22 protein-coding genes and 1 tRNA gene are annotated in these 23094 nt (G+C 67.0%); 10 read left to right on the forward strand and 13 right to left on the reverse strand.

Annotated elements, in window-relative coordinates; translation table 11 throughout:
- Positions 1-6: 6 nt before the first annotated feature.
- Genes ACW18C_RS10230 through ACW18C_RS10240 form a run of 3 tightly spaced genes read left to right on the forward strand, consistent with a single transcriptional unit; the run spans position 7 to position 818 of the window.
- Positions 7-339 carry a chorismate mutase gene (locus tag ACW18C_RS10230; protein WP_035306208.1) on the forward strand — a complete coding sequence of 111 codons (333 nt, stop codon included), beginning with the start codon at positions 7-9 and terminating at the stop codon, positions 337-339.
- A 25-nt stretch (positions 340-364) separates the two neighbouring features.
- A complete protein-coding gene (locus tag ACW18C_RS10235) occupies positions 365-553 on the forward strand; it encodes an antitoxin (RefSeq protein ID WP_292147187.1) in 189 nt (62 codons plus the stop codon).
- Positions 546-818 (forward strand): type II toxin-antitoxin system RelE/ParE family toxin, encoded by a 273-nt coding sequence (locus ACW18C_RS10240; protein ID WP_291754927.1) that lies wholly within the window; start codon positions 546-548, stop codon positions 816-818. The genes ACW18C_RS10235 and ACW18C_RS10240 overlap by 8 nt, the downstream gene beginning before the upstream one ends.
- On the opposite strand, the gene ACW18C_RS10245 is transcribed toward ACW18C_RS10240, so the two are convergent.
- On the reverse strand, positions 815-1168 hold the full coding sequence (locus tag ACW18C_RS10245; RefSeq protein ID WP_492070764.1) for an Hpt domain-containing protein: 354 nt from the start codon (positions 1166-1168) through the stop codon (positions 815-817). The two genes, ACW18C_RS10240 and ACW18C_RS10245, sit on opposite strands and share 4 nt — an antisense overlap.
- On the reverse strand, positions 1168-2580 hold the full coding sequence (locus ACW18C_RS10250; RefSeq protein ID WP_492070766.1) for an amino acid permease: 1413 nt from the start codon (positions 2578-2580) through the stop codon (positions 1168-1170). Before ACW18C_RS10250 ends, ACW18C_RS10245 begins: the two co-directional genes overlap by 1 nt.
- A 155-nt stretch (positions 2581-2735) precedes the next feature.
- Here ACW18C_RS10250 and ACW18C_RS10255 point away from each other — a divergent pair.
- A tRNA-Lys gene (locus tag ACW18C_RS10255) sits at positions 2736-2811 on the forward strand.
- Positions 2812-2992: 181 nt separating this feature from the next.
- Here ACW18C_RS10255 and ACW18C_RS10260 read toward each other — a convergent pair.
- The 6 genes from ACW18C_RS10260 to ACW18C_RS10285 all read right to left on the reverse strand — a co-directional run bounded on the left by ACW18C_RS10260 (position 2993) and on the right by ACW18C_RS10285 (position 8983).
- On the reverse strand, positions 2993-3640 hold the full coding sequence (locus ACW18C_RS10260; protein ID WP_492070768.1) for a hypothetical protein: 648 nt from the start codon (positions 3638-3640) through the stop codon (positions 2993-2995).
- Positions 3641-3689: 49 nt separating this feature from the next.
- Entirely contained in the window at positions 3690-4034 is a 345-nt protein-coding gene (locus ACW18C_RS10265; RefSeq protein ID WP_492070769.1) for a hypothetical protein, read from the reverse strand.
- 321 nt (positions 4035-4355) lie between these two features.
- The gene (locus tag ACW18C_RS10270) at positions 4356-6044 is read right to left on the reverse strand and encodes a cisplatin damage response ATP-dependent DNA ligase (RefSeq protein WP_492070771.1); all 1689 of its coding nucleotides are present in this window, start codon (positions 6042-6044) and stop codon (positions 4356-4358) included.
- 96 nt (positions 6045-6140) lie between these two features.
- The gene (locus ACW18C_RS10275; protein WP_492070772.1) at positions 6141-6653 is read right to left on the reverse strand and encodes an RcnB family protein; all 513 of its coding nucleotides are present in this window, start codon (positions 6651-6653) and stop codon (positions 6141-6143) included.
- A 121-nt stretch (positions 6654-6774) separates the two neighbouring features.
- Positions 6775-8592 carry a response regulator gene (locus ACW18C_RS10280; RefSeq protein ID WP_492070773.1) on the reverse strand — a complete coding sequence of 606 codons (1818 nt, stop codon included), beginning with the start codon at positions 8590-8592 and terminating at the stop codon, positions 6775-6777.
- 85 nt (positions 8593-8677) lie between these two features.
- Positions 8678-8983 carry a BolA family protein gene (locus ACW18C_RS10285; RefSeq protein ID WP_035306246.1) on the reverse strand — a complete coding sequence of 102 codons (306 nt, stop codon included), beginning with the start codon at positions 8981-8983 and terminating at the stop codon, positions 8678-8680.
- A 45-nt stretch (positions 8984-9028) separates the two neighbouring features.
- On the opposite strand from ACW18C_RS10285, the gene ACW18C_RS10290 reads away from it, so the two are divergent.
- Positions 9029-9697, forward strand: coding sequence for a J domain-containing protein (locus ACW18C_RS10290; RefSeq protein WP_008261316.1), 669 nt, complete (start codon positions 9029-9031; stop codon positions 9695-9697).
- Between the two features lie 112 nt (positions 9698-9809).
- Here the strand turns inward: ACW18C_RS10290 and ACW18C_RS10295 are convergent, their stop codons facing one another.
- Positions 9810-10979 carry an N-acetylmuramoyl-L-alanine amidase family protein gene (locus ACW18C_RS10295; RefSeq protein ID WP_008258855.1) on the reverse strand — a complete coding sequence of 390 codons (1170 nt, stop codon included), beginning with the start codon at positions 10977-10979 and terminating at the stop codon, positions 9810-9812.
- 517 nt (positions 10980-11496) lie between these two features.
- On the opposite strand from ACW18C_RS10295, the gene ACW18C_RS10300 reads away from it, so the two are divergent.
- Genes ACW18C_RS10300 through ACW18C_RS10310 form a run of 3 tightly spaced genes read left to right on the forward strand, consistent with a single transcriptional unit; the run spans position 11497 to position 16581 of the window.
- Positions 11497-14289, forward strand: a complete 2793-nt coding sequence (locus ACW18C_RS10300) for an Rne/Rng family ribonuclease (RefSeq protein WP_492070774.1) — start codon at positions 11497-11499, stop codon at positions 14287-14289.
- 58 nt (positions 14290-14347) lie between these two features.
- Positions 14348-15748 (forward strand): M48 family metalloprotease, encoded by a 1401-nt coding sequence (locus ACW18C_RS10305; protein WP_035311293.1) that lies wholly within the window; start codon positions 14348-14350, stop codon positions 15746-15748.
- A 32-nt stretch (positions 15749-15780) separates the two neighbouring features.
- Entirely contained in the window at positions 15781-16581 is an 801-nt protein-coding gene (locus tag ACW18C_RS10310; protein ID WP_492070775.1) for a DsbA family protein, read from the forward strand.
- A gap of 124 nt (positions 16582-16705) precedes the next feature.
- On the opposite strand, the gene tuf is transcribed toward ACW18C_RS10310, so the two are convergent.
- From tuf to rpsL, 4 genes are all read right to left on the reverse strand, one after another.
- Positions 16706-17896, reverse strand: a complete 1191-nt coding sequence (gene tuf, locus ACW18C_RS10315; protein WP_040349698.1) for an elongation factor Tu — start codon at positions 17894-17896, stop codon at positions 16706-16708.
- Between the two features lie 110 nt (positions 17897-18006).
- On the reverse strand, positions 18007-20085 hold the full coding sequence (gene fusA / locus ACW18C_RS10320; protein ID WP_372705954.1) for an elongation factor G: 2079 nt from the start codon (positions 20083-20085) through the stop codon (positions 18007-18009).
- 166 nt (positions 20086-20251) lie between these two features.
- Positions 20252-20725, reverse strand: coding sequence for a 30S ribosomal protein S7 (gene rpsG, locus ACW18C_RS10325; RefSeq protein WP_008260172.1), 474 nt, complete (start codon positions 20723-20725; stop codon positions 20252-20254).
- An 81-nt stretch (positions 20726-20806) separates the two neighbouring features.
- Positions 20807-21181, reverse strand: a complete 375-nt coding sequence (gene rpsL, locus ACW18C_RS10330) for a 30S ribosomal protein S12 (protein ID WP_008260482.1) — start codon at positions 21179-21181, stop codon at positions 20807-20809.
- A gap of 458 nt (positions 21182-21639) precedes the next feature.
- Here rpsL and ACW18C_RS10335 point away from each other — a divergent pair, with 458 nt between their 5' ends.
- A complete protein-coding gene (locus tag ACW18C_RS10335) occupies positions 21640-22278 on the forward strand; it encodes a hypothetical protein (RefSeq protein WP_492070777.1) in 639 nt (212 codons plus the stop codon).
- Complete coding sequence (locus ACW18C_RS10340; RefSeq protein WP_492070779.1) at positions 22275-23081, forward strand: hypothetical protein; 807 nt, start codon at positions 22275-22277, stop codon at positions 23079-23081. The genes ACW18C_RS10335 and ACW18C_RS10340 overlap by 4 nt, the downstream gene beginning before the upstream one ends.
- Positions 23082-23094 lie beyond the last annotated feature (13 nt).

Below are 23094 nucleotides of genomic sequence, written 5' to 3' on the forward strand. Positions count from 1 at the left end.
GGGGCCATGCACCACCCTGCCCTTGTCGCCGTCGACGCCCGCGTCGATCCCGCCGAATGCCAGTCGATGGCCGAGGTCCGCCAGGGCGTCGACGCCCTGGACCGCGCCCTGGTCGCCCTGCTGGCCGAACGCCAGCGCTATATGGAGGCGGCCGCCCGCATCAAGCCCGACCGCGACGCCGTCTTCGACCAGGCCCGCATCGACGACGTCGTGGCCAAGGTCCTGACCGCCGCCGAAGCCCACGACCTGGCGCCCGAGATCGCCGAACCGGTCTGGCGCCTGCTGATCGACCGCTGCATCGCCCACGAGTTCGCGGTCTACGACCGGACTCGAAGCTAACGCCTTACAGTGATATTCTCCTGACATGGCGCATCAGGAACCTTCTATCTTCAGCCAGCCTGACCCCGAGGCGGACGCCCGATCCCTGGAAGAGGCGGAGGCCGATTTCGCGGCCGGCCGGGTCGTCCCGCATGAAGAGGTCGCAAAGTGGCTTCTGACCTGGGGCACACCTGAGGAAGGCCCGCCGCCGGAGTCTTGGGGCCTGGATGACTAGGGTGGTTTGGACGATCAGGTCCCTTCGGAGCCTCCGGTCGATCCAAGCCTATATTTCCCACTTCAACCCGCTGGCCAGTCAGCGCATAGCCATTCGGCTCAAGGCCGCCGGCGATAGTCTGGCTGATTTCCCCGAACGTGGAGCGCCGATAGGCGGCGGTCGCCGCCAGTTGACGCATGTCCCACCCTATTTGCTGCGTTACCGCGTAGTGGGAGACATGGTGGTGATACTCGACATCAGACATTCCGCCCAGGACCTCGACTAGCCTCGCAGCCCTCGCAGCATCAGCTCGTGGCGATAGGCGGCCACGTCGGCCAGGGCGACATCCAGCGCCGTCTTGACACGGTCCAGCGCCGGCGCCGCCAGGGTCTGTTCCGCCGCTTCCGCCTCGGCGCAGATCGAAGCCAGGTCGCCGGCGCCGATGCTCGCCGCCGCGCCCCGGATGGTGTGGACTCCGTCCCGCCAGCCGTCGATCTTCGGATTCAGCAGGGCGGACCAGAGGGCGGCCTGTTCGACGAACAGGTCCAGCACCTCCTCCGAAATCGACGCGTCGCCGCCGGTCATGCCCTCCAGCACGCTGAAGTCGACGGCGCCGGTCAGGTCGCGACGCGCCATCAGGCGGCCTCTTCCTCGCCCTTGGCCAGGCGCGAGTTTTTCGACGACCACAGCAGATAGATGGCCACGCCGATCAGGTTCCAGACGACGAAGCCGACCTGGGTGACCGGCTTCAGGCTCAGGAAGAAGACAATACAGCCGATAACCGTTACCGCTCCGACCAGGGGCCACAGCGGCGCCTTGAACACCCGACGGCGGCCCGGCTCGCGGATCCGCAGCACCACCAGACAGACCCCGACGGCGCAGAACGCCGCCAGTGTGCCAGCGTTGGCCAGAGAGGCCAGTTCATCCAGCGGCAACAGGCCCGCCAGGATCGCCACCACCACAGCCGTGAAGACCGTCACCACCGCCGGCACGCCGCGCACCGACACCTTGGCCAGGCGACGCGGCAGCAGGCCGTCGCGCGCCATACCGAGGAAGATGCGGCTCTGGCCGAAAAGGAAGGCCAGTAGCACGGTCGGGAGCGCGATCACCGCCGCCGCCGCGATCCACTGGGCCGCCGTCCCCTGCCCCATCTGACGCAGGATCAGGGCCAGGGGTTCAGGGCTGTCGGCGAAGTCCGCCACGGGCCGGGCGCCGATGGCGGCGGCCGCGACCACCAGATACAGGGCCGTGCAGATCAGCATCGAGCCGACGATGCCGATCGCCAAGTCGCGCTCGGGCTTCTTGGTTTCTTCCGCCGCCGTCGAGATGGCGTCGAACCCATAGAAGGCGAAGAAGATGATGGCCGCCGCCGCCATGACCCCGGTCTGGACGAAGGGCGCGCCGAAGCCGTTGGGCATGAAGGGGGTGAAATTCTCGGTCTTGAAGGCCGGCAGGGCGATGGCGACGAAGACGACCAGGGCGGCGATCTTGATCACCACCAGCACGGCGTTCAGCGTCGCGCTCTCCTTGGTGCCCAGCAGCAGCAGGCCCGTCACCACGCCGATGATGGCCACGGCCGGCAGGTTGATGATCCCGCCCGCATGCGGCCCGGCGACCAGGGCGGCCGGCAGATCGACGCCCAGACCGCTAAGGAAGCCGACCGCGTAACCGGACCAGCCCACCGCCACGGCGCTGACCACCAGCGAATACTCCAGGATCAGGCTCCAGCCCACGACCCAGGCGATCAGCTCGCCCAGGACGGCGTAGGAATAGGTATAGGCGCTGCCCGCCGCCGGCATCATGGTCGACAGCTCGGCATAGGCCAGGGCGGCGCAGGCGCAGACCAGGCCGGCCAGGCCGAAGCTGATCAGCACCGCCGGCCCCGCCAGCCCCGCCCCGACCCCGATCAGGGTCAGAATGCCGGTCCCGACGATGGCGCCCACGCCCAGGGCCAGCAGGTGCGGCCAGCTCAGCGTCGGTTTCAGCCGCGGTCCGTCGTGCGGCGCCGTCATGACGTCGATCGAACGACGCCGGTTCCAGAAGGCCATGATGCTTGCTCCCCCGCCGCCCCACGCGACCGATTCCGTGCGGACCATGCCCGTCAAAGAAAGTTTGCGAAAGCGCTTGCCAACCCCCCAAGGGCTGGGTAGTAGGAGCGCCCTTCGGCAAGGCCTCTCGCCCCCGAAGACGAAGACGACCGGTCGGGTGATTAGCTCAGTTGGTAGAGCAGCTGACTCTTAATCAGCGGGTCGTAGGTTCGAACCCTACATCACCCACCATCGTCTTTCCCTTCAGAAATCAGAAAATTCAGCCGCTCTCCGGAACGAGACGGCTGTCGAACCGACTGCGAAATCACGGTTCCGCGGCGTCGCCGGGTTGAGAGTCAGCAACTCGCATCTCGCCCTCAACCGTCTTCGCCCGCCAGCGTCTTGGCTGGCGGGCGTCGCATCCGGCCTGCCCCTAGCGGTAGAGGGCCCGCTCTCGCGAGATGTCTTCACTGCTGTAGGGTTGAGCATCGCTGTCGAACCGGCTCCAACCGGAGGCGCGATAGGCTTCGCCCCGCGACACGGCGTCAAAGCCCTGGCGGCCGTTCAGGATGGCCTCGACCCGGCTTTCATCGTCACCGTCTGACTTGACGCTGACCAGGGTTCCGCCGCGCCGGACCCCTTCGGCGTAGACATTGGCGTCTTCGTCCGAGTGGCCGGCCTCCTTCAGGGCGCCGAGCAGGCCGCCTGTAGCGCCCCCGGCCGCCGCGCCTATGGCGGCGCCGACCGCCGTCGAGGCGAGCCAGCCTGCCGCCACGACCGGCCCAAGCCCGGGGATGGCCAACATTCCCAGACCGGCCAGGAGACCGGCCCCGGCTCCGGCCAGGCCGCCGGTCGCCGCGCCCGTGCCGGCTCCGTCGGCGACATCATTCTCTCCGTCGCCGTTGCGGTCGCCGAGCGGGCCCGCGCCGTCCTTGTGGGGATGCGAATGGCCGGCGTGCCAGTTGTCGGCGTTGTTGGACACGATGCTGATGTCGTCAGGCTTGAAGCCGGCGGCTTCCAGATCTGACACGGCCTGCAGGGCCTGGGTGTGGGTGTCGTAGAGACGGGTGACGGTCGCCATTGGGCGCTCCTGAATCTGATGGTTTGAAAATCTGGGGAGACGCGCGCGCCTATTGCGCGGTGACGACGCCCTTGTAGTCGACCGAGACGGTGGCTTGAGCGCCGTCCTTCATGGCCGTGGCGGACCAGACGCCGTTCTCGTTTTGCATCAGCGGTCCGACGTCCGTGTAGCCTTGCTTCTCGATCGCTTCCCGGGCCTGGCCTTCGGTGAAGGAATTGGCGCCGGGCGTCAGCGCCGTGGTCTGGGTGGAGTCGTCCATATCCACCGCAGGATTGCGGGGCGTTTCCGACGTCGAGACCGCCGGACCTTCGACCGGTCCGGTCGTCTGGTCATTGTCGCCGCAAGCGGCCAGCAGAGCGCCGGCGGCGACGAGCGCGAAGATGGGCTTGATCATGATGCGTGTCCTTTCGAGATACAGATTTGAAGTGGCCGCCGCCTCAAATCGTTCCGAAAGAAACGCCAATTAGGGCCATCATCCGCGCAACAGAGCCGTAACGATCGCCTGAACTACGACAACGGCTACGGCTTTTACTGCAACGCTTTGCAATTGGCTGATTGCTCGGCAGACATGACGCAATCATCTGGTTCAGAGCTACTGAAGCCAGGCTCACTCGACCTATTTCCAGGCGGAAGTCTTTACACCGGAAGGTCTCGTTCGGCGGGGGCTTGCCCGGCCCGGTCAAAACCGCGTCGCGGTTTCACCCGCGGCAAGGCGCTAGACCTTGGCGATACGTCCCCCTCCGGTCTCTATCGCATCCAGCAAGTCCATGACGGCGTCGAGGGTGTCCGCCTCGCGTGCGGGTTTGTCCCAGCGGATGCGGCTGACGCGCGGAAACCGCATCGCCACGCCCGACTTGTGCCGGGTCGAACGCTGAAGCCCCTCGAAGGCGATCTCCAGCACCAGGCCGAAATCCCGCTCGGCCCGCACCGACCGCACCGGGCCGAACCGGTCCACCGTGTGGTCGCGCACGAACTTGTCGAGTTGTTTCAGTTCTTCGTCGGTGAAGCCGAAATAGGCCTTGCCCACGGGGGTCAGCGCCCCCTCCTCCGTCCACACTCCGAAGGTATAGTCGGAATAGAAGCTGGACCGTTTGCCGTGCCCGCGCTGGGCGTACATCAGCACGGCGTCGATGACGTGAGGATCCCGCTTCCACTTGAACCACGGCCCCTTGGGGCGGCCCGCCACATAGGGGCTGTCCCACCGCTTGAGCATCAGCCCCTCGGCCGCCGCCCCGACCGGCGGATCGGCCCGCAGCCGGGCCAGGCTGTCCCAGTCCGCATAATCGACCAGGGGCGACAGATGCAGCCGCCCGCCCCCATGGCCATGGACCAGGGTCTCCAGTCGCGCCCGCCGCTCACGCAGGGACAGGCTTCGCAAATCCGTCGCGCCGTCCGCCAGCAGGTCATAGGCGACCACCGCCGCCGGAAAGGCCGCCATGGTCTTGGCGTCCACCGTCTTGCGGTTCAGCCGTTGTTGCAGGTCGCCGAAGGGGGCGATGGCGCCGTCGCGCCAGACCACCAGTTCGCCGTCCAGCGCGCCCTCGAACGCCAGGGCCTCCATCACATCGGGGAAGGCGCCCGAAATCTCGTCCCCGGTGCGGGACCACAGTTTGCGGACCGCGCCCTCGACCACCGCCTGAACCCGGATGCCGTCCCACTTCCATTCGGCGGCGTAGTCGGCCGGGGCCATCTTGGGAAAATCGACCGCCTCGTCGACAGCGACGGCCAGCATCACCGGCCGGAATCGACCCGGCGCGTCCGGACTGGGCGGTTCGGCCCGTCCCTCAAGCCAAGCGAACAGGTCGCCATAAGGGGGCGGGACCGCATGCCAGACCTCCTCGATGGCCGAAACGTCCACGGGCTCCAGGGGCGTGATCGTCTCCGCTTCGTCCGGCGACGGCGGGGCCAGACGCGTCTCGGGCCGCATCATCGCCGCCGCCGTCTTGGCCAGCCGGCCCGACAGCCCAACCCGCAACCCGCCGGTCATCAGCTTCAACAAGGCCCAGCGTCCCTTGGGCTCCAGGGCGTCCAGCCAGCCCTCCAGCAGGCCCTTGACCTCGGCGCGGGTCGCGGTCCGCAACCCCTCGATCACCTCGCCCAGTTCGGGCTCGCGATTGGGCCTGCGGTCGGACGGCGCCGGCCAGATCAGGGCGACCGTCTCGGCCAGGTCGCCGACATAGTCATAGGACCAGCCGAACAGCACCCCGTCCACCCGCGCCTCGACCGCCTTGCGGATCATGGCGGGCTTGGCCGCATCGAAGGTCAGGTCGCCGGTCAGGGCCGCCAGGGCCCAGCCCCGATCCGGATCGGGCGTCGTCTTCAGATAGTCCCGCACCAGCACCAGTTTGGCGTTCCGCGAGGCGGTCAGCGACAGGCGGTCCAGAAGTTCAGCGAAGGCGCGCATGGGCATCCATATTGGGCGCTCGAGACGTCGCCGTCAGCCCAGAACGAAAAACGCCCCGGAGGTTTCCCTCCGGGGCGCAGATCGATCACGCGACGATCAGTTGAACAGGCCGGCGATGACGGCGGTGATCAGACCGCCTGCGACCGCCGCCAGCACCACGTCATTGCCGCTCCGGACATACTGATAGCCGCGCGGCGGCGCGCGCAGGCCGTAGCGGCCGAAGTCGTTCACCACATAACCGTTGCTGCGGTAATAGGACGGCATGCGCTGGCCATAGCTCCAGGTGCGAACCGCATAGCCGCGCGGGGCGACATAGCGCGGCGCATGATAGCGACGCTGGGCCTGCTGCCAGCGGCCGTACTGCCGTTGATCCTGGCGATACTCCTGACGATCCTGACGCTGGTCCCGACGGAAGTCGCGGCGATCATCCCGGCGGTCGTGGCGCTCATCGCGTCTTTCGTCACGACCGTCATGGCGATTGTGCTGGCGGTTGTCCTGGCGCTGTTCGTAGCGGCGGTCGTCACGAGACTGGGCCGAGGCGGCTCCGGCGGCGCCCACGGCGGTGGCGGCCAGGACCGCGGCCATCGTGGCGGTGAGAATCTTCTTCATGGGATGTCTCCATCTGCGGCCGAACCATTCGACTGCCCACACTATGGAGACCGGCGGCTGAGGCGGGTCTGAACCGGCGCGGTCGCCTGCCGTTCAGACCAGGACCGCCTTTCAGCCTCAATCAGGCGGCGACCGACTGTTCCGCAGGCGACATGGCGCGGCCCACGGCCTCGCGTCCGCCCGGAACACGGCTCATCATCTCAGCCAGGGCCCCGAAATCGATGGGTTTGGTCAGATAGGCGTCCGCGCCCGCGTCCAGGCCGGCCTGATGATCTTCACTGCGCGCCGAGGCGGACAGCACGACGATGGGCGTGTCGGCGTTGAGCCCCTGGCCTTCGCGGATCCTGCGGGTGGCGGTCAGGCCGTCCATCACCGGCATGTTGACGTCCATGATGATCAGGTCGAACTGCTGCTCGCTCGCCGCCTCCAGGGACAGTTGCCCGTTCTCGGCCGTGGCGGTGACATGCGAGGCCGTGCTCATCCAGGCCTCCAGAATCATGCGGTTCACCGGATGGTCCTCGACCACCAGCACCCGCAGGCTTTCACAGCACTCTATCTCGGTCTCGACCCGTTCGATCGAGACACGGCGGCTCCATTCCACCACCTCGGCTTCGACGGTCAGGGTGAAGCTCGACCCGTGGCCCACGGAGGAATCGACGCTGATGTCGCCGCCCATGATGTTGGCCATGCGTCGCGCGATGGTCAGCCCCAGGCCCGTGCCGCCGAACCGGCGCGTCGAAGAGGCGTCCACCTGGGTGAAGGGCTGGAACAGCCGCTCGAGATCGGTCGGAGAAATGCCGGATCCGCTGTCGGTGACGCAGAACTCGAACCCGACCCTGCGGTCGGAAATACGTCGGCCGCGCACGACATAGCGGATTTCGCCGACGTCGGTGAACTTGACCGCGTTCGAGAGCAGGTTCTGCACGACCTGGCAGACCCGTAGCGGATCCCCGCGCACCACGGCCGGAATATCCCCTTCCAGTTCGGACACGAAGGTCAGCCCCTTGGCCTCGGCCTGGGCCTCGAAGGGTCCGGAAATCCGGCGCTGCAGGTCATCGACGACGATATCGACGACTTCGAAGGTCATCTTTCCCGCCTCGATCTTGGTCATGTCGAGGATGTCGTTCAGCAGGGACAGAAGATTGTCGCCGGAATTGCGGATGATCGACAGATATTCGCGCTGGGTCCCTTCAAGTCGCGTGGCGCTGAGCAGCTGCGCCGCCCCGAGGACGCCGTTCATCGGCGTGCGAAGCTCGTGCGAGATGACGCCCAGGAAGTTCGACTTTGCGTCGTTGGCGGCGTCCGCCTTGTCGCGTGCAGCCTCCAGTTCCTCGATCAGATGGGCCTGATGCGCCTGGAAGGCGTCGATCCGGCGTTCGCGCAGCATGGTCATGGTGACCAGGACGAACAGGCAGGCCATGGTGAACGGCAGGACGGCCAGCATCGACCAGAACTGCGGCGTCCCCCACAGGCTGAACAGGATAACGCAGGCGGCGACGCCATAGGGCGAAGAGATGATGACGGCCTGCCGCGGCGAATTGCGCAACTGGGCGAAGACCAGCACATAGCCCGAAATGATCAGGGCGACGGCCAGGGTCTGACCGAACGCCGAATTCGAAAACCAGGCCATCAGCGGCGCAGCGGCCCATGCGGCGGTGGTGACGGTCGCCACGGCGGGGAAAACCATGCCCCAACCGACATCGACGCGGTGGCTGAGCTTGTGTTCGACGACGCCGCGGATGGAACCGGCCGCCAAAGTGACCACGAACCATATCATGGCCTGCCACCACGCCACCGTGCCCAGCAGACCCAGGGCCCAGCTGGCGATGATCAGGTACCGCAGATATTGGGTCTGCAGGATGGCCGTCAGGGCCTGAGCAGGATCGCCCGCGCGCCGGTCGCCCGCAAAGGCCTTCGCGACGCCGTCAGATTCCACCATGTTCCAGCCGTCCCCACGTTCTGTTTGGTCGCGTGACGCTAGGACGAAGGTTCTAAGACGGAGTGAACGCTGGTTTTCTTCGCAATCAGGCGCTGTGGGAATCTTCGACGGGGGTGAGAGCCCGGATCGACAGGGCGTGAATCGGGCCCGACAGCTCCTGTTTCAGCACCCCGTTGACCGTCCTCTGCCGCTCCAGCCGCGACTGTCCTTCGAAGGCCGCGGAAACGACCACCAGATTGAAGTGGCTTTCGCCGCCGGGCTTTGCGTCCATGCCGCCTTCGTGGTGGTGGCCGGCGTGCCGTCCGCTGTCGTCTTCGATCTCCAGCCGTTGCGGCGAAAGCGCGGCGTTCAGTTTTTCACGGATAATCGTCGCCACGGGGCCGTCTGACATGATCGTTTCCTTGAAGAGGTCCAATTCCACACTACACTTCGGGCGATGTCCGCTTCCTTTCAATACAAGCCGCGCTTCACCGACATTCGGGTCAAGCCGCCGAAGCCCGAGGAGGAAGCCGCCAAGGCGGACGTCCTGCACCTGAAGCCGGGCGAAAAACCGTGCCAATGGCCCGACTGCCGCAAGGCCGCGACCGCCAGGGCGCCCAAGTCGCGCGAGCGGCTGAACGACTTCTACGAATTCTGCCAGGGGCATGCGGGCGAATACAACAAGGGCTGGAACTTCTACGCCGGAATGAGCGAAGGCCAGGTCCGCGCCGTCCAGGAGAACGAGGCGATGACCGGCGGTCGTCCGACCTGGGAGATGAAGGCCGGCAAGTTCACGCGCGAGGCCGCCGCCTTCTCCGCCAAGATGGGCACAGCGAACAACACCGGCGCCGGCTCCTGGCGTGACAGTTTCGGCCTGTTCGGCCGTCGCGGCGACCAGGCCCCGCAGTCCCCGACCGAGGATCGCCGAATCGGCAAGCTGGAACGCGCCGCCCTGGCCGATCTCGATCTCGATCCCGGCGCCGAAAAGGCCAAGATCAAGTCTCAGTACCACGACCTTCTGAAACGCTTCCATCCGGACACCAACGGCGGCGACCGCGGCGCCGAGGCCAAGCTGCAACGCGTCATCAAGGCCTGGAAGACACTGAAAAAGGCGGGCCTGGCCTAAACCAGGCTGGCGGATCCGCGCCTTCAGTCGGCGTAGATCATCTTGCGGGTCATGCCGCTCTCTTTTTCATAGTCACGCAAACCGCTGAGCCGAAGCCTGGTTGCAGCCGAAGTCAGGGCTGCCCGGCTCCATCAGTCGACGCCGTCATCAACGGGGCCGTCGGCTCCCGGAAATAGCGGTCGATGCCGTCAGCGACCGACTTCATCAAACGGCGACGCGCGCGTTCGTCGGTCAGCAGACGCTCGTCCTCGGGATTGGTGATGAAGCCCATTTCCAGCAGCACGGCCGGCACATCGGGCGCCAGCAGCACGGCCAGGCCGGCGTCACGGTGGCTGCGGCGCAGCAGCGGATGGTCCGAGCCCTCCAGATGGGTCAGCAGGACGCGGGCGAACTGGGCCGAGCGGTTCTGGGTGGCGCGCTGGGTCATGTCCAGCAGGATGCGGTCCACCGACGGGTCCCGCCCCGGCAGGTGCAGTTCGCGGTGCCAGTTGTCGGTCCGCGTGAACTCGCGCACGGCCCGTCCGGCGCCCTGTTCCGACAGGGTATAGACGCTGGCGCCGCGCAGGGCCGGATCGGACCCGGCGTCGGCGTGCAGCGAGATGAACAGATCGGCGTCCGACTGGCGGGCGATGGAAACGCGGCGATACAGATCGACATAGGTGTCATCGGCCCGCGTCAGGCGAACCCGATAGCGGCCGGTGCGCTCCAGCTCGGTCTTCAAAACCAGGGCGGCGGCCAGGGTGACCTGTTTCTCACGGGTCAGGGCTCCGCTGGCGCCCGGGTCCTTGCCGCCGTGCCCCGCGTCGATAACGATCAGCGGGCGTTCGGCGCGACGCGGCGCAGGCGTCGTCCGCGGCGCGGGTCGTGACGCGGCTATAGCTCCACCGACGGCCTTCAGATCGACGACATAGCGATAATGGGCCACCCCGTCGCCGGGCGGCAGCAGAAAGCGGCGCTCGATCTCGCTGCCGCGCGCCAGCTCCAGCTCAATCCGTGACGCCCCGCCCGAGGCGCTGACCTGATAGGAGCGGACCAGGCCCGAACCGCCGCCGTTCAGGCCGCGGCCGGGCGCGACGCCGTTCAGGGCCAGGGTGACCCGGCCCGCGGCGCCTGTATCGATGACGCGCCCCTGTGTCGACTTGTCCAGATCGATGACCACGCGGGTCCGGTCGCCGTCCGCGCCGAAGCGCACGCCCAGGACATCCCCCTGGGCGCCCCAGGCGAAACCCCGCGTCGAAAACAGGGCGACCGTGCAGATGACGACGAAGGCCAAGGCGGTCATCGCCCATTCCCTCGCGCCCCAGCGCTCTACACCTGTCAAAACACGACCGCCCATAACGACGTCGAACCCAATCCTACTGGAACCTGGTCGCCATGATGCCAGATGCTCGTATTCAGGGGGTTAAGGCCGAACACCTTTTAATTCGCGTCCGGCGTGACTATGATGTGACTGCTCGCGAACCGATCGCGCCTTCTTCGCCTCAGCGGAACCCGGCGCGCCCTCCTCGCGGCGCTGACTTTTCACCAATCCGAGAACCGCGCCGGCGTCGCCGGTGGTTCGAAGAGCGGACCAGTGTCGCGGCCTTACCCGTTTCAACGGATTGGCGCGCACGGTTCAGGACCGACGACCTCCATGGGCCTTTCCGCCTGCGTCCCCCTACGGCTTGACCAAGCCCGCTTCGCCGTTTTCGGCGAGGGGATTTCGCGCGCCCCGGCCCCTCCCCCCATTCGGCGAGCCGCCGTGACCCTGTCCAGAGTTCTGGAAGGGCCGGCCCGTGCGCGCCAGAGAGAGACTTTCCATGTCAAAGACAATGCTGATCGACGCGGCCCACCCGGAGGAAACCCGGGTCGCCATCGTGGACGGACGCCAGATTGAGGAATTCGATTTCGAATCCCGTGCGAAGCGCCAGCTTCGCGGCAATATCTACCTGGCCAAGGTCACCCGCGTAGAGCCCAGCCTGCAGGCCGCCTTCATCGAATACGGCGGCAATCGCCACGGCTTCCTGGCCTTCAACGAAATCCACCCGGACTATTACCAGATCCCGGTCGCCGACCGCGAAGCCATCATGGCCGAAGCGCATGACGACGACGATGACGACGATCTGGGCCGCGAATCCGACGACGACGCCGATCCCGAAGCCGCCCTGGCCGACGAGGAGCGCCTGAAGCGCCGCCTGATGCGCCGCTACAAGATCCAGGACGTCATCAAGCGCCGCCAGATCCTGCTGGTCCAGGTCGTCAAGGACGAGCGTGGCGCCAAGGGCGCGGCCCTGACCACCTGGCTGTCGCTGGCCGGCCGCTACTGCGTCCTGATGCCCAATACGGGCAAGGGCGGCGGCATCAGCCGCAAGATCACCAACACCTCCGACCGTCGCCGCCTGAAGAGCGCCGTCTCGGCCCTGGAAGTGCCCAAGGGCATGGGCCTGATCATCCGCACGGCCGGCGCCAAGCGCACCAAGGCCGAGATCAAGCGCGACTATCAATATCTGCTGCGCCTGTGGGAGACGATCCGCGAGACCACCCTCGCCTCTCACGCGCCCTCGGTCATCTACGAGGAAGAGAACCTGGTCCGCCGCGCCGTGCGCGACATGTTCGACAAGGATTTCGACGGCATCCAGGTGGAGGGCGTCGAGGGCTTCAAGGAGGCGCGCGACTTCATGCGCGTGCTGATGCCGTCGCAGGCCAAGAAGGTTCACCTGTATCGCGGCTCGCGCCCCCTGTTCGCGGCCAACGGCATCGAGGAGCTGCTGACCCAGATCCACCAGCCGGTCGTACCGCTGAAGTCCGGCGGCTATCTGGTCATCAACCAGACCGAGGCCCTGGTGGCCATTGACGTCAACTCCGGCCGCGCCACCAAGGAACGCAACGTCGAACAGACGGCGTTCAAGACCAATATGGAAGCGGCGGAAGAAGCCGCCCGCCAGCTGCGCCTACGCGACCTCGCCGGCCTGGTCGTGATCGACTTCATCGATATGGATGAGGGCAAGAACAACCGCACCGTCGAACGCGTGCTGAAGGACGCCCTGTCGTCCGACCGCGCCCGCATCCAGATGGGCCGTATCTCGCCCTTCGGCCTGATGGAGATCAGCCGCCAGCGTCGCCGCCTGGGCGTGATCGAAGGCGCGACCGAGGCCTGCCCGCACTGCCAGGGCACCGGCCGCATCCGCTCCGCCGAATCCGCCGCCCTGATGACCCTGCGCGCGGTCGATATCGAGGCCGGCAAGAACGGCGCGGGCGTCGTGGTGCTGAAGGTCTGCACCGCCGTCGGCCTGTATATCCTGAACCACAAGCGCGCCTATCTGCAGTCGCTGCTGGAACGTCGCGGCCTGAACGTCATCGTCCAGATCGACGACAGCCTGGGCCAGGGCGAGCACAATATCGAACGGACCGAGACGAACGAGGACTTCGTCGCGCCCGAGATCGAGATGCCCAACCTCGACGACGACTTCGACGCCTCGCTGTACGAAGACGAGGATGAGGACGACGACGAGGAAATCGTCGGCGACGACGAGGACGAGGACGATGTCGAGGCGCTGGACCGCGAGGACAGCGACGACGACGAGCCGCGCGAACGCGCTGAACGCGCCGAGTCCGGCGGTCGTGATCGTGGCCGGGGCCGCAACCGCCGCCGTCGCGGCGGTCGTCGGGACGAAGAGACCGCCGAGGTCTCCGACACCTCAGAAGCCGCTGATACGCTGAACCTGGACGACGCCTCGGACGACGAAGAGGACGAGAACGGCCGTCGCCGTCGCCGGGGTCGCCGTGGCGGTCGCCGCGTCCGCGAGGACGGCGAGCGTGACGTCTACACCTGGGTCCGCGGCCGCACCCCGTCGCTGGACGATCCTTATGTCTGGTTCGACCCGCTGAACCCGGGCCGTCCCGAGGCGCGCGCCGAACGTCCGGATCGCGCCGAGCGTCCCCAGGCCGCACAGGCCGAGGTCGAAGGTCTGGACGCCGTGGCGTCCGAGGGCTCGGGCGAGGAAGGCGGCCGTTCGCGTCGCCGTCGTCGTCGTGGCCGGGGTCGGGGCGGCGACGCCATCGGCCAGGAGATCAAGGTCGAGAACCGCGCCACCAATGAGGGCATGCCGCCCGACGGTTCGCCCCTGACGCCGACGGCCGTAGCCGATGGAGCCGGGGCCGACGCCGTCCAGGCCCAGACGCCGGAGACGGACGCCCCCGCCGTCGCGCCCGAGCCCCAGCGTCGTCGCGTTCGCCGCAAGTCGGCCAGCGCCGACGCCGTGGTCCAGCCGGCACGGGAAACCGAAACCGCGCAGGAACCGATCGAGGCCGCCGCCGAGCCGCACGTCGAGCCGCACCCCGACACGGCCATCGAGCCGAACGAGGCGGCGCTTGAAGGCGCGCCGGTCGAACTGGACGTGACGCCGCAAGAGGCCCTGGCCGCCGAGCCGGTCATGGTCTCGCCGGTCGAACGGCCTGTCCCGCCGGTCGCTGTCGAACCCCAACCGGCGGCTCTGCCGGAACCGTTCGTCGCCCCGACGCCCGAGATCGACGTCGAGGCGATCATCGCCGAAGACCCGAACCAAATCTCGGCCCCACCCGAAAAGCCCAAACGTGGGTGGTGGCGCCGCTGATCGGTCACGATTAGACTGTCAGGATGCAGACGGGGGTCGGCCGCTACTGGAGTACGCCATGACGTGGCTTCCCCGTTCCGCATCTCGTGTTCTGGCCGCGGCGGCGGTGGGCTTCGCAGCCCTCGTCGCCGCCGGCCAGGCCTCGGCCCAGAGCCTGATCCGCGACACCGAGATCGAGGGCATCATCCGCGAATGGGTCGATCCGGTCTTCGTCTCCATGGGGCTGAACCCGACCGACGTCGAAGTTCTTCTGGTCAATGACAACGAGCTGAACGCCTTCGCCACGCGTGGGCGGATCATGGGCGTCAACACCGGCCTGATCCTGCGGACCAAGAACCCCAATGAACTGCTGGGGGTGATGGCGCACGAGGCGGGCCATATCAAGAACCGCCACACCCTGCGCGACGGGGCCCAGAACGCCGCCAAACAGCCGATGTTCATGACCATGGCCCTCGGGGCCCTGGCCATCGCCGCCGGCGCGCCGGACGCGGGTCTCGCCCTGCTGGGCTCCAGCCAGTATTTCGGCACGATCGGCGCGCTTCAGTATATGCAGGGCCAGGAGGGCGAAGCCGACCTGACCGGCGCCCGCGCCCTGGAGGGCGCCGGCGAATCCGGCGCGGGCCTGGTCTCCTTCTTCGAGAATTTCCGCGCGCAGGAGGTCTTCTCCGACGCCCGCCGCTATCCGTATTTCCGCAGCCACCCCCTATCGTCGCAGCGCATCGAATCCATGCGCCGCTTCGTCCAGGACCAGCCCCATTACGATCATCGCGACAGCCCCGAGCGGATGGCCCAGCACGCCCTGATCCTGGCCAAGATCCACGCCTTCATGGATCCGCCGAACACCACCCTGCGCGCCTATCCCTCGACCAACACGGCCCTGCCCGCCCGCTACGCCCGCGCCATCGCCTGGTATCGCGACGGCCAGACCGACAAGGCCCTGTCGGCGGTGGACGCCCTGATCGCCGAGGACCCGCAGAACCCTTATTTCGCCGAACTGAAGGGCCAGATCTATTTCGAGGAGGGCCGTCCGGTCGAGGCCGTCGCCGCCCACCGCGAGGCCGTGCGTCTCAAGCCCGACGCCCCCCTGCTGCGCATCAACCTGGCCCACGCCCTGATCGGCACGGACGATCCCAAGAACCTGGACGAGGCCATCGACCAGCTGAAACACGCCACCGTCGCCGAGCGGGAGAACACCATGGCCTGGCGCCTGCTGGGCCAGGCCTACGCCGCCCAGGGCAAGGAGGGCGAGGCCCGTCTGGCGACGGCCGAGTATTATTTCGCCGCCGGCCAGGAGCGCGAAGCCACCCAGTTCGCCCTGCGGGCCCGCAGCATGCTGGACCCCAATTCCATCGAATGGCGCCGGGCGGTGGACATCGTCCTGGCGTCAGGCGCCACGCCCGACGATCTGCTGGACCTGGATCGTCGCGACGCCGCGCGCAAGCCGACCACGCTGAACTGACGCCCTGCCCCCCCTACTGACTGCGAGCCTTCATGACCGACGACGCCCCCGCGCCTGAGCCCCACGCCCCGCCGCCCGCCCCGCCGCCCGCCAAGAGCAGCCGCCTCACGGGCGCAGTCGCCGGCTATGTCGCGCTGGGCGTCTCGGTCGTGGCCCTGGGCCTGGCCGCAGCCCCCTGTTTTGGCGGCGGTTCGGGCGACGACGTCCGCACCTATCTGCTGACCCACCCCGAGGTGCTGCAGGAGGCCAGCCTGGCGCTTCAGGCCAAGGAGGGCCAGGCCCGCGTCGACGACACCAATACAGCGGCGGCCGCCAATGCCACCCTGCTGGCCCCCGACGCCCGCGACCCCGCGTTCGGCCCGGCCGACGCCAAGGTGACGGTGATCGAGTTCTTCGACTTCCGCTGTCCCGGCTGCAAGGCCGTGGCGCCCCAGTTCCGCGCCCTGATGGCGGCCCACCCTGACGTCCGCTTCGTCTTCAAGGATTGGCCCATCCTGGACCGGGGCGAGGACGTCGCGTCCCAGTACGCCGCCCGCGCCGCGCTGGCCGCGCACCAACAGGGCAAGTATCTGGAGGTCTACGACGCCCTGATGTCCGAGCGCGCCCTGACGCCCGAATCCACCGACCGCATCCTGGCCCAACACGGCGTGGACATGGCGCGCGCCAAACAGACCCTGGTCGCGCCCGAAACCACCCGCCACATCGCCGACATCCACACGGCGGCGGCGGCGCTGAAGCTGCAGGGCACCCCCACCTTCTTCGTCAACGGCAAGGCCGCGGCCAGCATCGACCCCGCCGAGATCGCCCGGATGATCGAAGCCGCCAAGCGCTGATCTGAAGCCGCAAGGCAGTCCACACAGCAAAACGGCCCCCGGATTTCTCCGGGGGCCGTTCTGTTAGGCGACGACATCCGTCTGGCCTCAAGCAGCGCGTGAGCGCGTTAGGCCAAAAGAATGATTACTCGATGATCTTGGCGACGACGCCGGCGCCGACGGTGCGGCCGCCTTCACGGATGGCGAAGCGCAGGCCCTGGTCCATGGCGATCGGGGTGATCAGTTCGACGTTCAGCTCGGCGTTGTCGCCGGGCATGATCATTTCGACGCCTTCCTTCAGCTGCACGATGCCGGTCACGTCGGTCGTGCGGAAGTAGAACTGCGGGCGATAGTTGGTGAAGAACGGGGTGTGACGGCCGCCTTCTTCCTTGGTCAGGATGTAGGCTTCGGCCAGGAACTTGGTGTGCGGGGTGATCGAACCCGGCTTGCACAGAACCTGACCGCGCTCGACGTCTTCGCGCTTGGTGCCGCGCAGCAGAACGCCGACGTTGTCGCCCGCTTGACCTTGGTCCAGCAGCTTGCGGAACATTTCGACGCCGGTGCAGGTCGTCTTCTGGACCGGACGGATGCCGACGATCTCGACTTCTTCACCGACCTTGACGATGCCCTTTTCGACGCGGCCCGTGACCACGGTGCCGCGGCCCGAGATCGAGAAGACGTCTTCGACCGGCATCAGGAAGGGCAGGTCGACCGGACGTTCCGGCTGCGGGATGTAGCTGTCGACGGTTTCCATCAGGGCCAGAACGCGCTGTTCGCCGATTTCCGGGTTCACGCCGTCGGTCGCGGCCTTGGCCGAGCCCTTGGTGATCGGAATGTCGTCGCCCGGGAACTGGTACGACGAGAGCAGCTCGCGCACTTCCATCTCGACCAGCTCGAGCAGTTCTTCGTCGTCGACCAGGTCGACCTTGTTCATGAAGACCACCAGGGCCGGCACGCCGACCTGACGGGCCAGCAGGATGTGCTCGCGGGTCTGCGGCATCGGGCCGTCAGCGGCCGAAACCACCAGGATCGCGCCGTCCATCTGCGCCGCGCCGGTGATCATGTTCTTCACATAGTCGGCGTGGCCGGGGCAGTCGACGTGCGCATAGTGACGGTTGGCCGTCTCATATTCCACGTGCGCGGTGTTGATCGTGATGCCGCGCGCCTTTTCTTCCGGCGCAGCGTCGATGTCCGCATAGGCCATCGCCTTGGCGCCGCCGGCCTTCGCCAGCGTCATCGTGATCGCCGCCGTCAGCGTCGTCTTGCCGTGGTCAACGTGGCCGATCGTGCCGATGTTGCAGTGCGGCTTCGTGCGTTCGAACTTTTCCTTGGCCATTTTCTAGCTCCTAGGTCCCCGAACCGGGGTTCCTGCAGTCTGGGGGTTAAGGGCGCCCGGCCCTTGGCGGACCGGGCGCTTTTTAGGTCCGCTTCTCCGAAAGGAAAAGCTTAGGCGTACTTCTTGATCACTTCGTCGGCGACGTGCTGCGGCACCGGCTCGTAGTGGTCGTATTGCATCGTGAACTGGGCGCGGCCCTGCGACATGCCGCGCAGCGTGTTCACATAGCCGAACATGTTGGCCAGGGGCACGAAGGCGTTCACGACGGTGGCGTTGCCGCGCATGTCCTGACCCTGGATCATGCCGCGACGGCCGTTCAGGTCGCCGATGACCGAGCCGAGGTATTCCTCGGGGGTCACGACCTCGACCGCCATGATCGGCTCGAGCAGCTTCGGCGCGCCCTTTTCCTTCAGTTCGCGGAAGGCGGCGCGGGCCGCGATTTCGAACGCCAGCACGCTGGAGTCGACGTCGTGGTACTTGCCGTCCGTCAGGGTCGCCTTGAAGTCGATCAGCGGGAAGCCGGCCAGCAGACCCGAATCCTTGATGGAGTTCAGACCCTTTTCGACGCCCGGGATATATTCCTTGGGCACCGCGCCGCCGACGATCGAGTTCTCGAACACGAAGCCCGAACCCGGCTCGCCCGGTTCGAAGGTGATCATGACGCGGGCGAACTGGCCCGTACCGCCGGTCTGCTTCTTGTGGGTGTAGTCGATGTCGACCTTGCGGCCGAGGGATTCACGATAGGCGACCTGCGGCGCGCCGATGGTGGCCTCGACCTTGTAGGTGCGCTTCAGGATGTCGATCTTGATGTCCAGGTGAAGCTCGCCCATGCCCTTCAGGATCGTCTGGCCCGACTCGTGGTCGGTCGAGACGGTGAAGGACGGATCTTCCGAAGCCAGCTTGGCCAGGGCGACGCCCAGCTTCTCCTGGTCGGCCTTGGTCTTGGGCTCGACCGAGATCTCGATGACCGGGGCCGGGAATTCCATCTTCTCGAGGATGACGGGCGACTTCAGCGGATCGCACAGGGTGTCCCCGGTGCGGGTTTCCTTGAGACCGGCCAGGGCGACGATGTCGCCGGCGAAGGCTTCCTTGACGTCTTCACGGTTGTTCGAGTGCATCTGCAGCATCCGGCCGACGCGCTCTTTCTTGTCGCGGCTGGAGTTCAGCAGGCTCATGCCCGTTTCCATCTTGCCGGAATACAGGCGGCAGAAGGTCAGCGAACCGACGAAGGGGTCGTCCATGATCTTGAACGCCAGAACCGACAGGGGCTCGTCGTCCGAGGCCTTGCGGGTGATCGGCTCTTCCGTCTTGAAGTCGATGCCCGGCGTCGGCGGGATGTCCAGCGGCGACGGCAGATAGTCGACCACGGCGTCCAGCAGGGTCTGCACGCCCTTGTTCTTGAAGGCCGAGCCGCACAGGATCGGATAGAAGGCGCCGGTCAGCACGGCTTTGCGGATGCACTTCTTCAGCACTTCGACCGAAGGCTCGACGCCATCCAGATAGGCCTGCATGGCTTCGTCGTCGAGTTCGACGGCGTTGTCGATCAGGTACTGGCGGGCTTCATTGGCCTTGTCGACCAGGTCCGCCGGGATCTCGCCGACGTTGAAGTTGGCGCCCAGGGCGTCGTTGTCCCAGACGACCGAGCGCATCTCGACGATGTCGACCAGGCCGGACAGGGTGTTTTCCGAACCGATCGGGAACTGGATCGGCACGGCCTTGGCGCCCAGGCGGTCGCGGATCGACTGGACCGAGGCGTCGAAGTCGGCGCCGATCTTGTCCATCTTATTGACGAAGACGATGCGCGGCACCGAATATTTGTCGGCTTGGCGCCAGACGGTTTCGGTCTGCGGCTCAACGCCGGCGTTGCCGTCCAGCACGGTCACGGCGCCGTCGAGGACGCGCAGCGAACGCTCGACTTCGATGGTGAAGTCCACGTGTCCGGGGGTGTCGATGATGTTCAGGCGCTTGCCCTGCCAGAAGGCGGTCGTCGCGGCCGAAGTGATCGTGATGCCGCGTTCCTGCTCCTGGTCCATCCAGTCCATGGTCGCAGCGCCGTCGTGCACTTCGCCGATCTTGTGGTTCTTGCCGGTGTAATAGAGAATCCGCTCGGTCGTCGTCGTCTTGCCCGCGTCGATGTGGGCCATGATGCCGAAGTTGCGGTAGTCCTCGAGCTTGTGCGTACGAGCCATGAAAACGTGCCTTGAGAAGTAGGTCTAGGACGCGGGTGGCGCCCTCGGGATGATCGTCGATGCAGCGGATAAGCGAGCGCGGGCGATTTAGCTCAAACCGCCCGCGCCGGATAGTCTTAGATAGGAACCGCCCATTACCTTTGAAAGGGAGACGGTTTTAAGACGCTTACCAGCGATAGTGGCTGAAGGCGCGGTTCGCCTCGGCCATCTTGTGGGTGTCTTCGCGCTTTTTGACCGCGGTGCCGCGGTTGTTCGAGGCGTCCAGCAGCTCGGCCGCCAGCTTCTCGGTCATGGTGTTTTCACCGCGCTTGCGCGCAGCGTTGACCAGCCAGCGGATGGCCAGGGCGCGACGACGGTCCGGACGGACCTCGACCGGCACCTGATAGGTGGCGCCGCCGACGCGACGCGAGCGGACTTCGACCGACGGGGCGACATTGTCCAGGGCGGCGTGGAAGGTGGCGACCGGCTCCTGGTCTTTCTTCTTGTCGGCCAGGATGTCGAAGGCGCCGTACACGATGTTCTCGGCGACGGCCTTCTTACCTTCGTACATGACGTAGTTCATGAACTTGGTGACGATCAGGTCGCCGAACTTGGGATCCGGCAGAACTTCGCGCTTCTGGGCGCGGTGACGACGCGACATGGAGTATTCCTTGCAGTGCCCGGCGCTCGCCGGGAAGATCTCGAAAAGGCCTCCGGGCGCAAAGGCCCGGATGCGAATGGCTTACTTCGGACGCTTGGCGCCGTAGTGCGAACGACGCTGCTTGCGGTCCTTGACGCCTTGCGTGTCGAGCACGCCGCGCAGGATGTGGTAGCGAACGCCGGGCAAGTCCTTCACGCGGCCGCCGCGGATCAGAACAACCGAGTGTTCCTGAAGGTTGTGGCCTTCACCGGGGATGTAGCAAACGGCTTCGTAGCCGTTCTTGGCCAGACGGACCTTGGCGACCTTACGCAGAGCCGAGTTCGGCTTCTTCGGGGTCGTGGTGTAGACGCGGGTGCAGACGCCGCGACGCTGGGGCGAACCCTCCAGAGCCGGCACCTTATTACGGGTGGGCTTGGGCTTGCGCGGCTTGCGGATCAGCTGGTTGATCGTAGGCATTCGAAACTTATCTCGACTTCTGATGGAGGCGTGTGTCTTTCGACCGAAGCGCCTCTCGCCTTCTTGTGAACGGGGGACCATCCCCTCGCCCGGGTGTCATCGAGACTGATCGCGTGACCCGAACAGTCCCTTGGTTCGCTCCGGCGCACCGGAAAACACAAAGGGCCGGAACGCGCGCTTTGGGCGTTCCGGCGGGCGCAGCCCGTCCGTTCAATTGTCACGATCTCAGCGACCGGCGAACCGGCCACGCCTCGAAAGTGGGCGGCTTCTACGCGCGATAGGGGGATTGGTCAAGTGCGGCGGCCGCCCCCTGGCCCTGGCCGACAGCCAAGACGCGAACAAACCCAACCTGCGCCCGAAAGCGGCCACGCTTGCAGCCCAGCCTCGTTTTAGGGTGACGGGGGGTCAGGATGCGGACCGAGGGCGATTGGCCGGCGAGAGGGCGAAGAGCGGGGCTGGTGGTAGCCTCGATGGGCCTGAATGCGGGCCTGATCGCGCTTTTGTCAATCACCGACACCCGCCCCGGCCGTCCCGGCGCCCCGGCAGCCACGCCCCTATATCTCTATATCGAACCGCGCCCGCGCCTGGCCCAGGAGCGCGCGCCCGTCCGGGCCGTGGCGGCGTTCCGCACGGGCGTGCAAGGCGTCGTGGAGGACGCGGACGGTGTCCCGCGCCCCGACGACAGCCGCATGGAGCCGTCCGCCGCCCCTGTACCCACCCCGGCGCCCGGCGACGCCGTCGATTCGCGCTGGCGCGTCGGCCCCGGCGCGCCAGCGCGGGGCCTGCCCCTGTCCTGCGAGGAGCCGAACAGGCTGTCGGTCGAGGCGCGTCGCTACTGCGACGACCGGGCGCGACGATTCGCGGGGACGGCGCGGCCCATCGTCGGCTCAGGCGAAACCGAACGCGACGCCGTTTTCGCTCGCCAAGGGGCCAGACGATTGGCCGCATGGGAGGCGCAACGCGCTGAACCTCCGCGCGGCGATCCGCCTTGCGAGACGCCCCACCCAGTCGCAGGGTGCGAAGGCGTCAATATCGAAGTCGAACTCTTCTCTTCGCGGGACGGTCTCCTACCCAATCTGCGAAAGCGTCGTGAATGAGCGTATCCGCCCTGCCCCGTCCGAATCGACGACGCCCCGACTGGCGCAAGGCGGGTCTGGCGACGGCGTCTGTCGCCATCAACACCGCCCTGATCGCCGCCCTGTCCTTCACTGCTCTGGGGATCGAGGGGCGAGACTTTATCGCTGAACCGCCGCCGATCTATCTGGACATCGAACCCCGCCCCCTGCTGCCCGACGAACGGCCCCGCGTGGCGATCCTGGCCACGCCGGACATCGCGCCCGCCGCAGCCGCCCGGACGTCCTCGCCCACGCCCGAGACCCAGGCCGTCCCCCGCCCTGCCCCATTGCGTCCGCGTCTGGCCGCACCGGCCCCGCCCGGCGCGCCGCCGCCGGCCGACGTCTGGCGCGTAGATCCCGCCAATCGGTCCGGGGCCATGGCGCGGTCGCTGCGCCAGGGCCTGCCCGGCTGCGCCTCGCCAGATCTGCTGAACGAGATGGAGCGCCGCCACTGCCGCGACGTGTTCGCGCGCCGGGGAGAGAACGCCGCGCCGATCACCGGCTCAGGCAATCCCCAACGCGACGCCGGCTTCGCCCGCGAGGGGGCGCGCCGTCTGGCGGAGTGGGAAGCCAAGCGTCGCCCCCTGTCGGGCGGCGTCGGCGTGGTCGGCCCTGCGGACTGCGTCGGCTCGAACTTCGGCACGGGCTGCGCAGGCGCTCAGTTGAACCCTTCGCTCGCCCCGGATTCCAGCCGCAACGTCCAGACCCGTCGTGACGGCCATCGCGCCGGCGGCGTCCCGATCACGCCCGGCGCCTCCGCCCCGATAGAACGCTGGAAGGACTGAACGAAAAAAGGGC

The organism is Brevundimonas sp. FV1ye7S, from assembly GCF_058680995.1.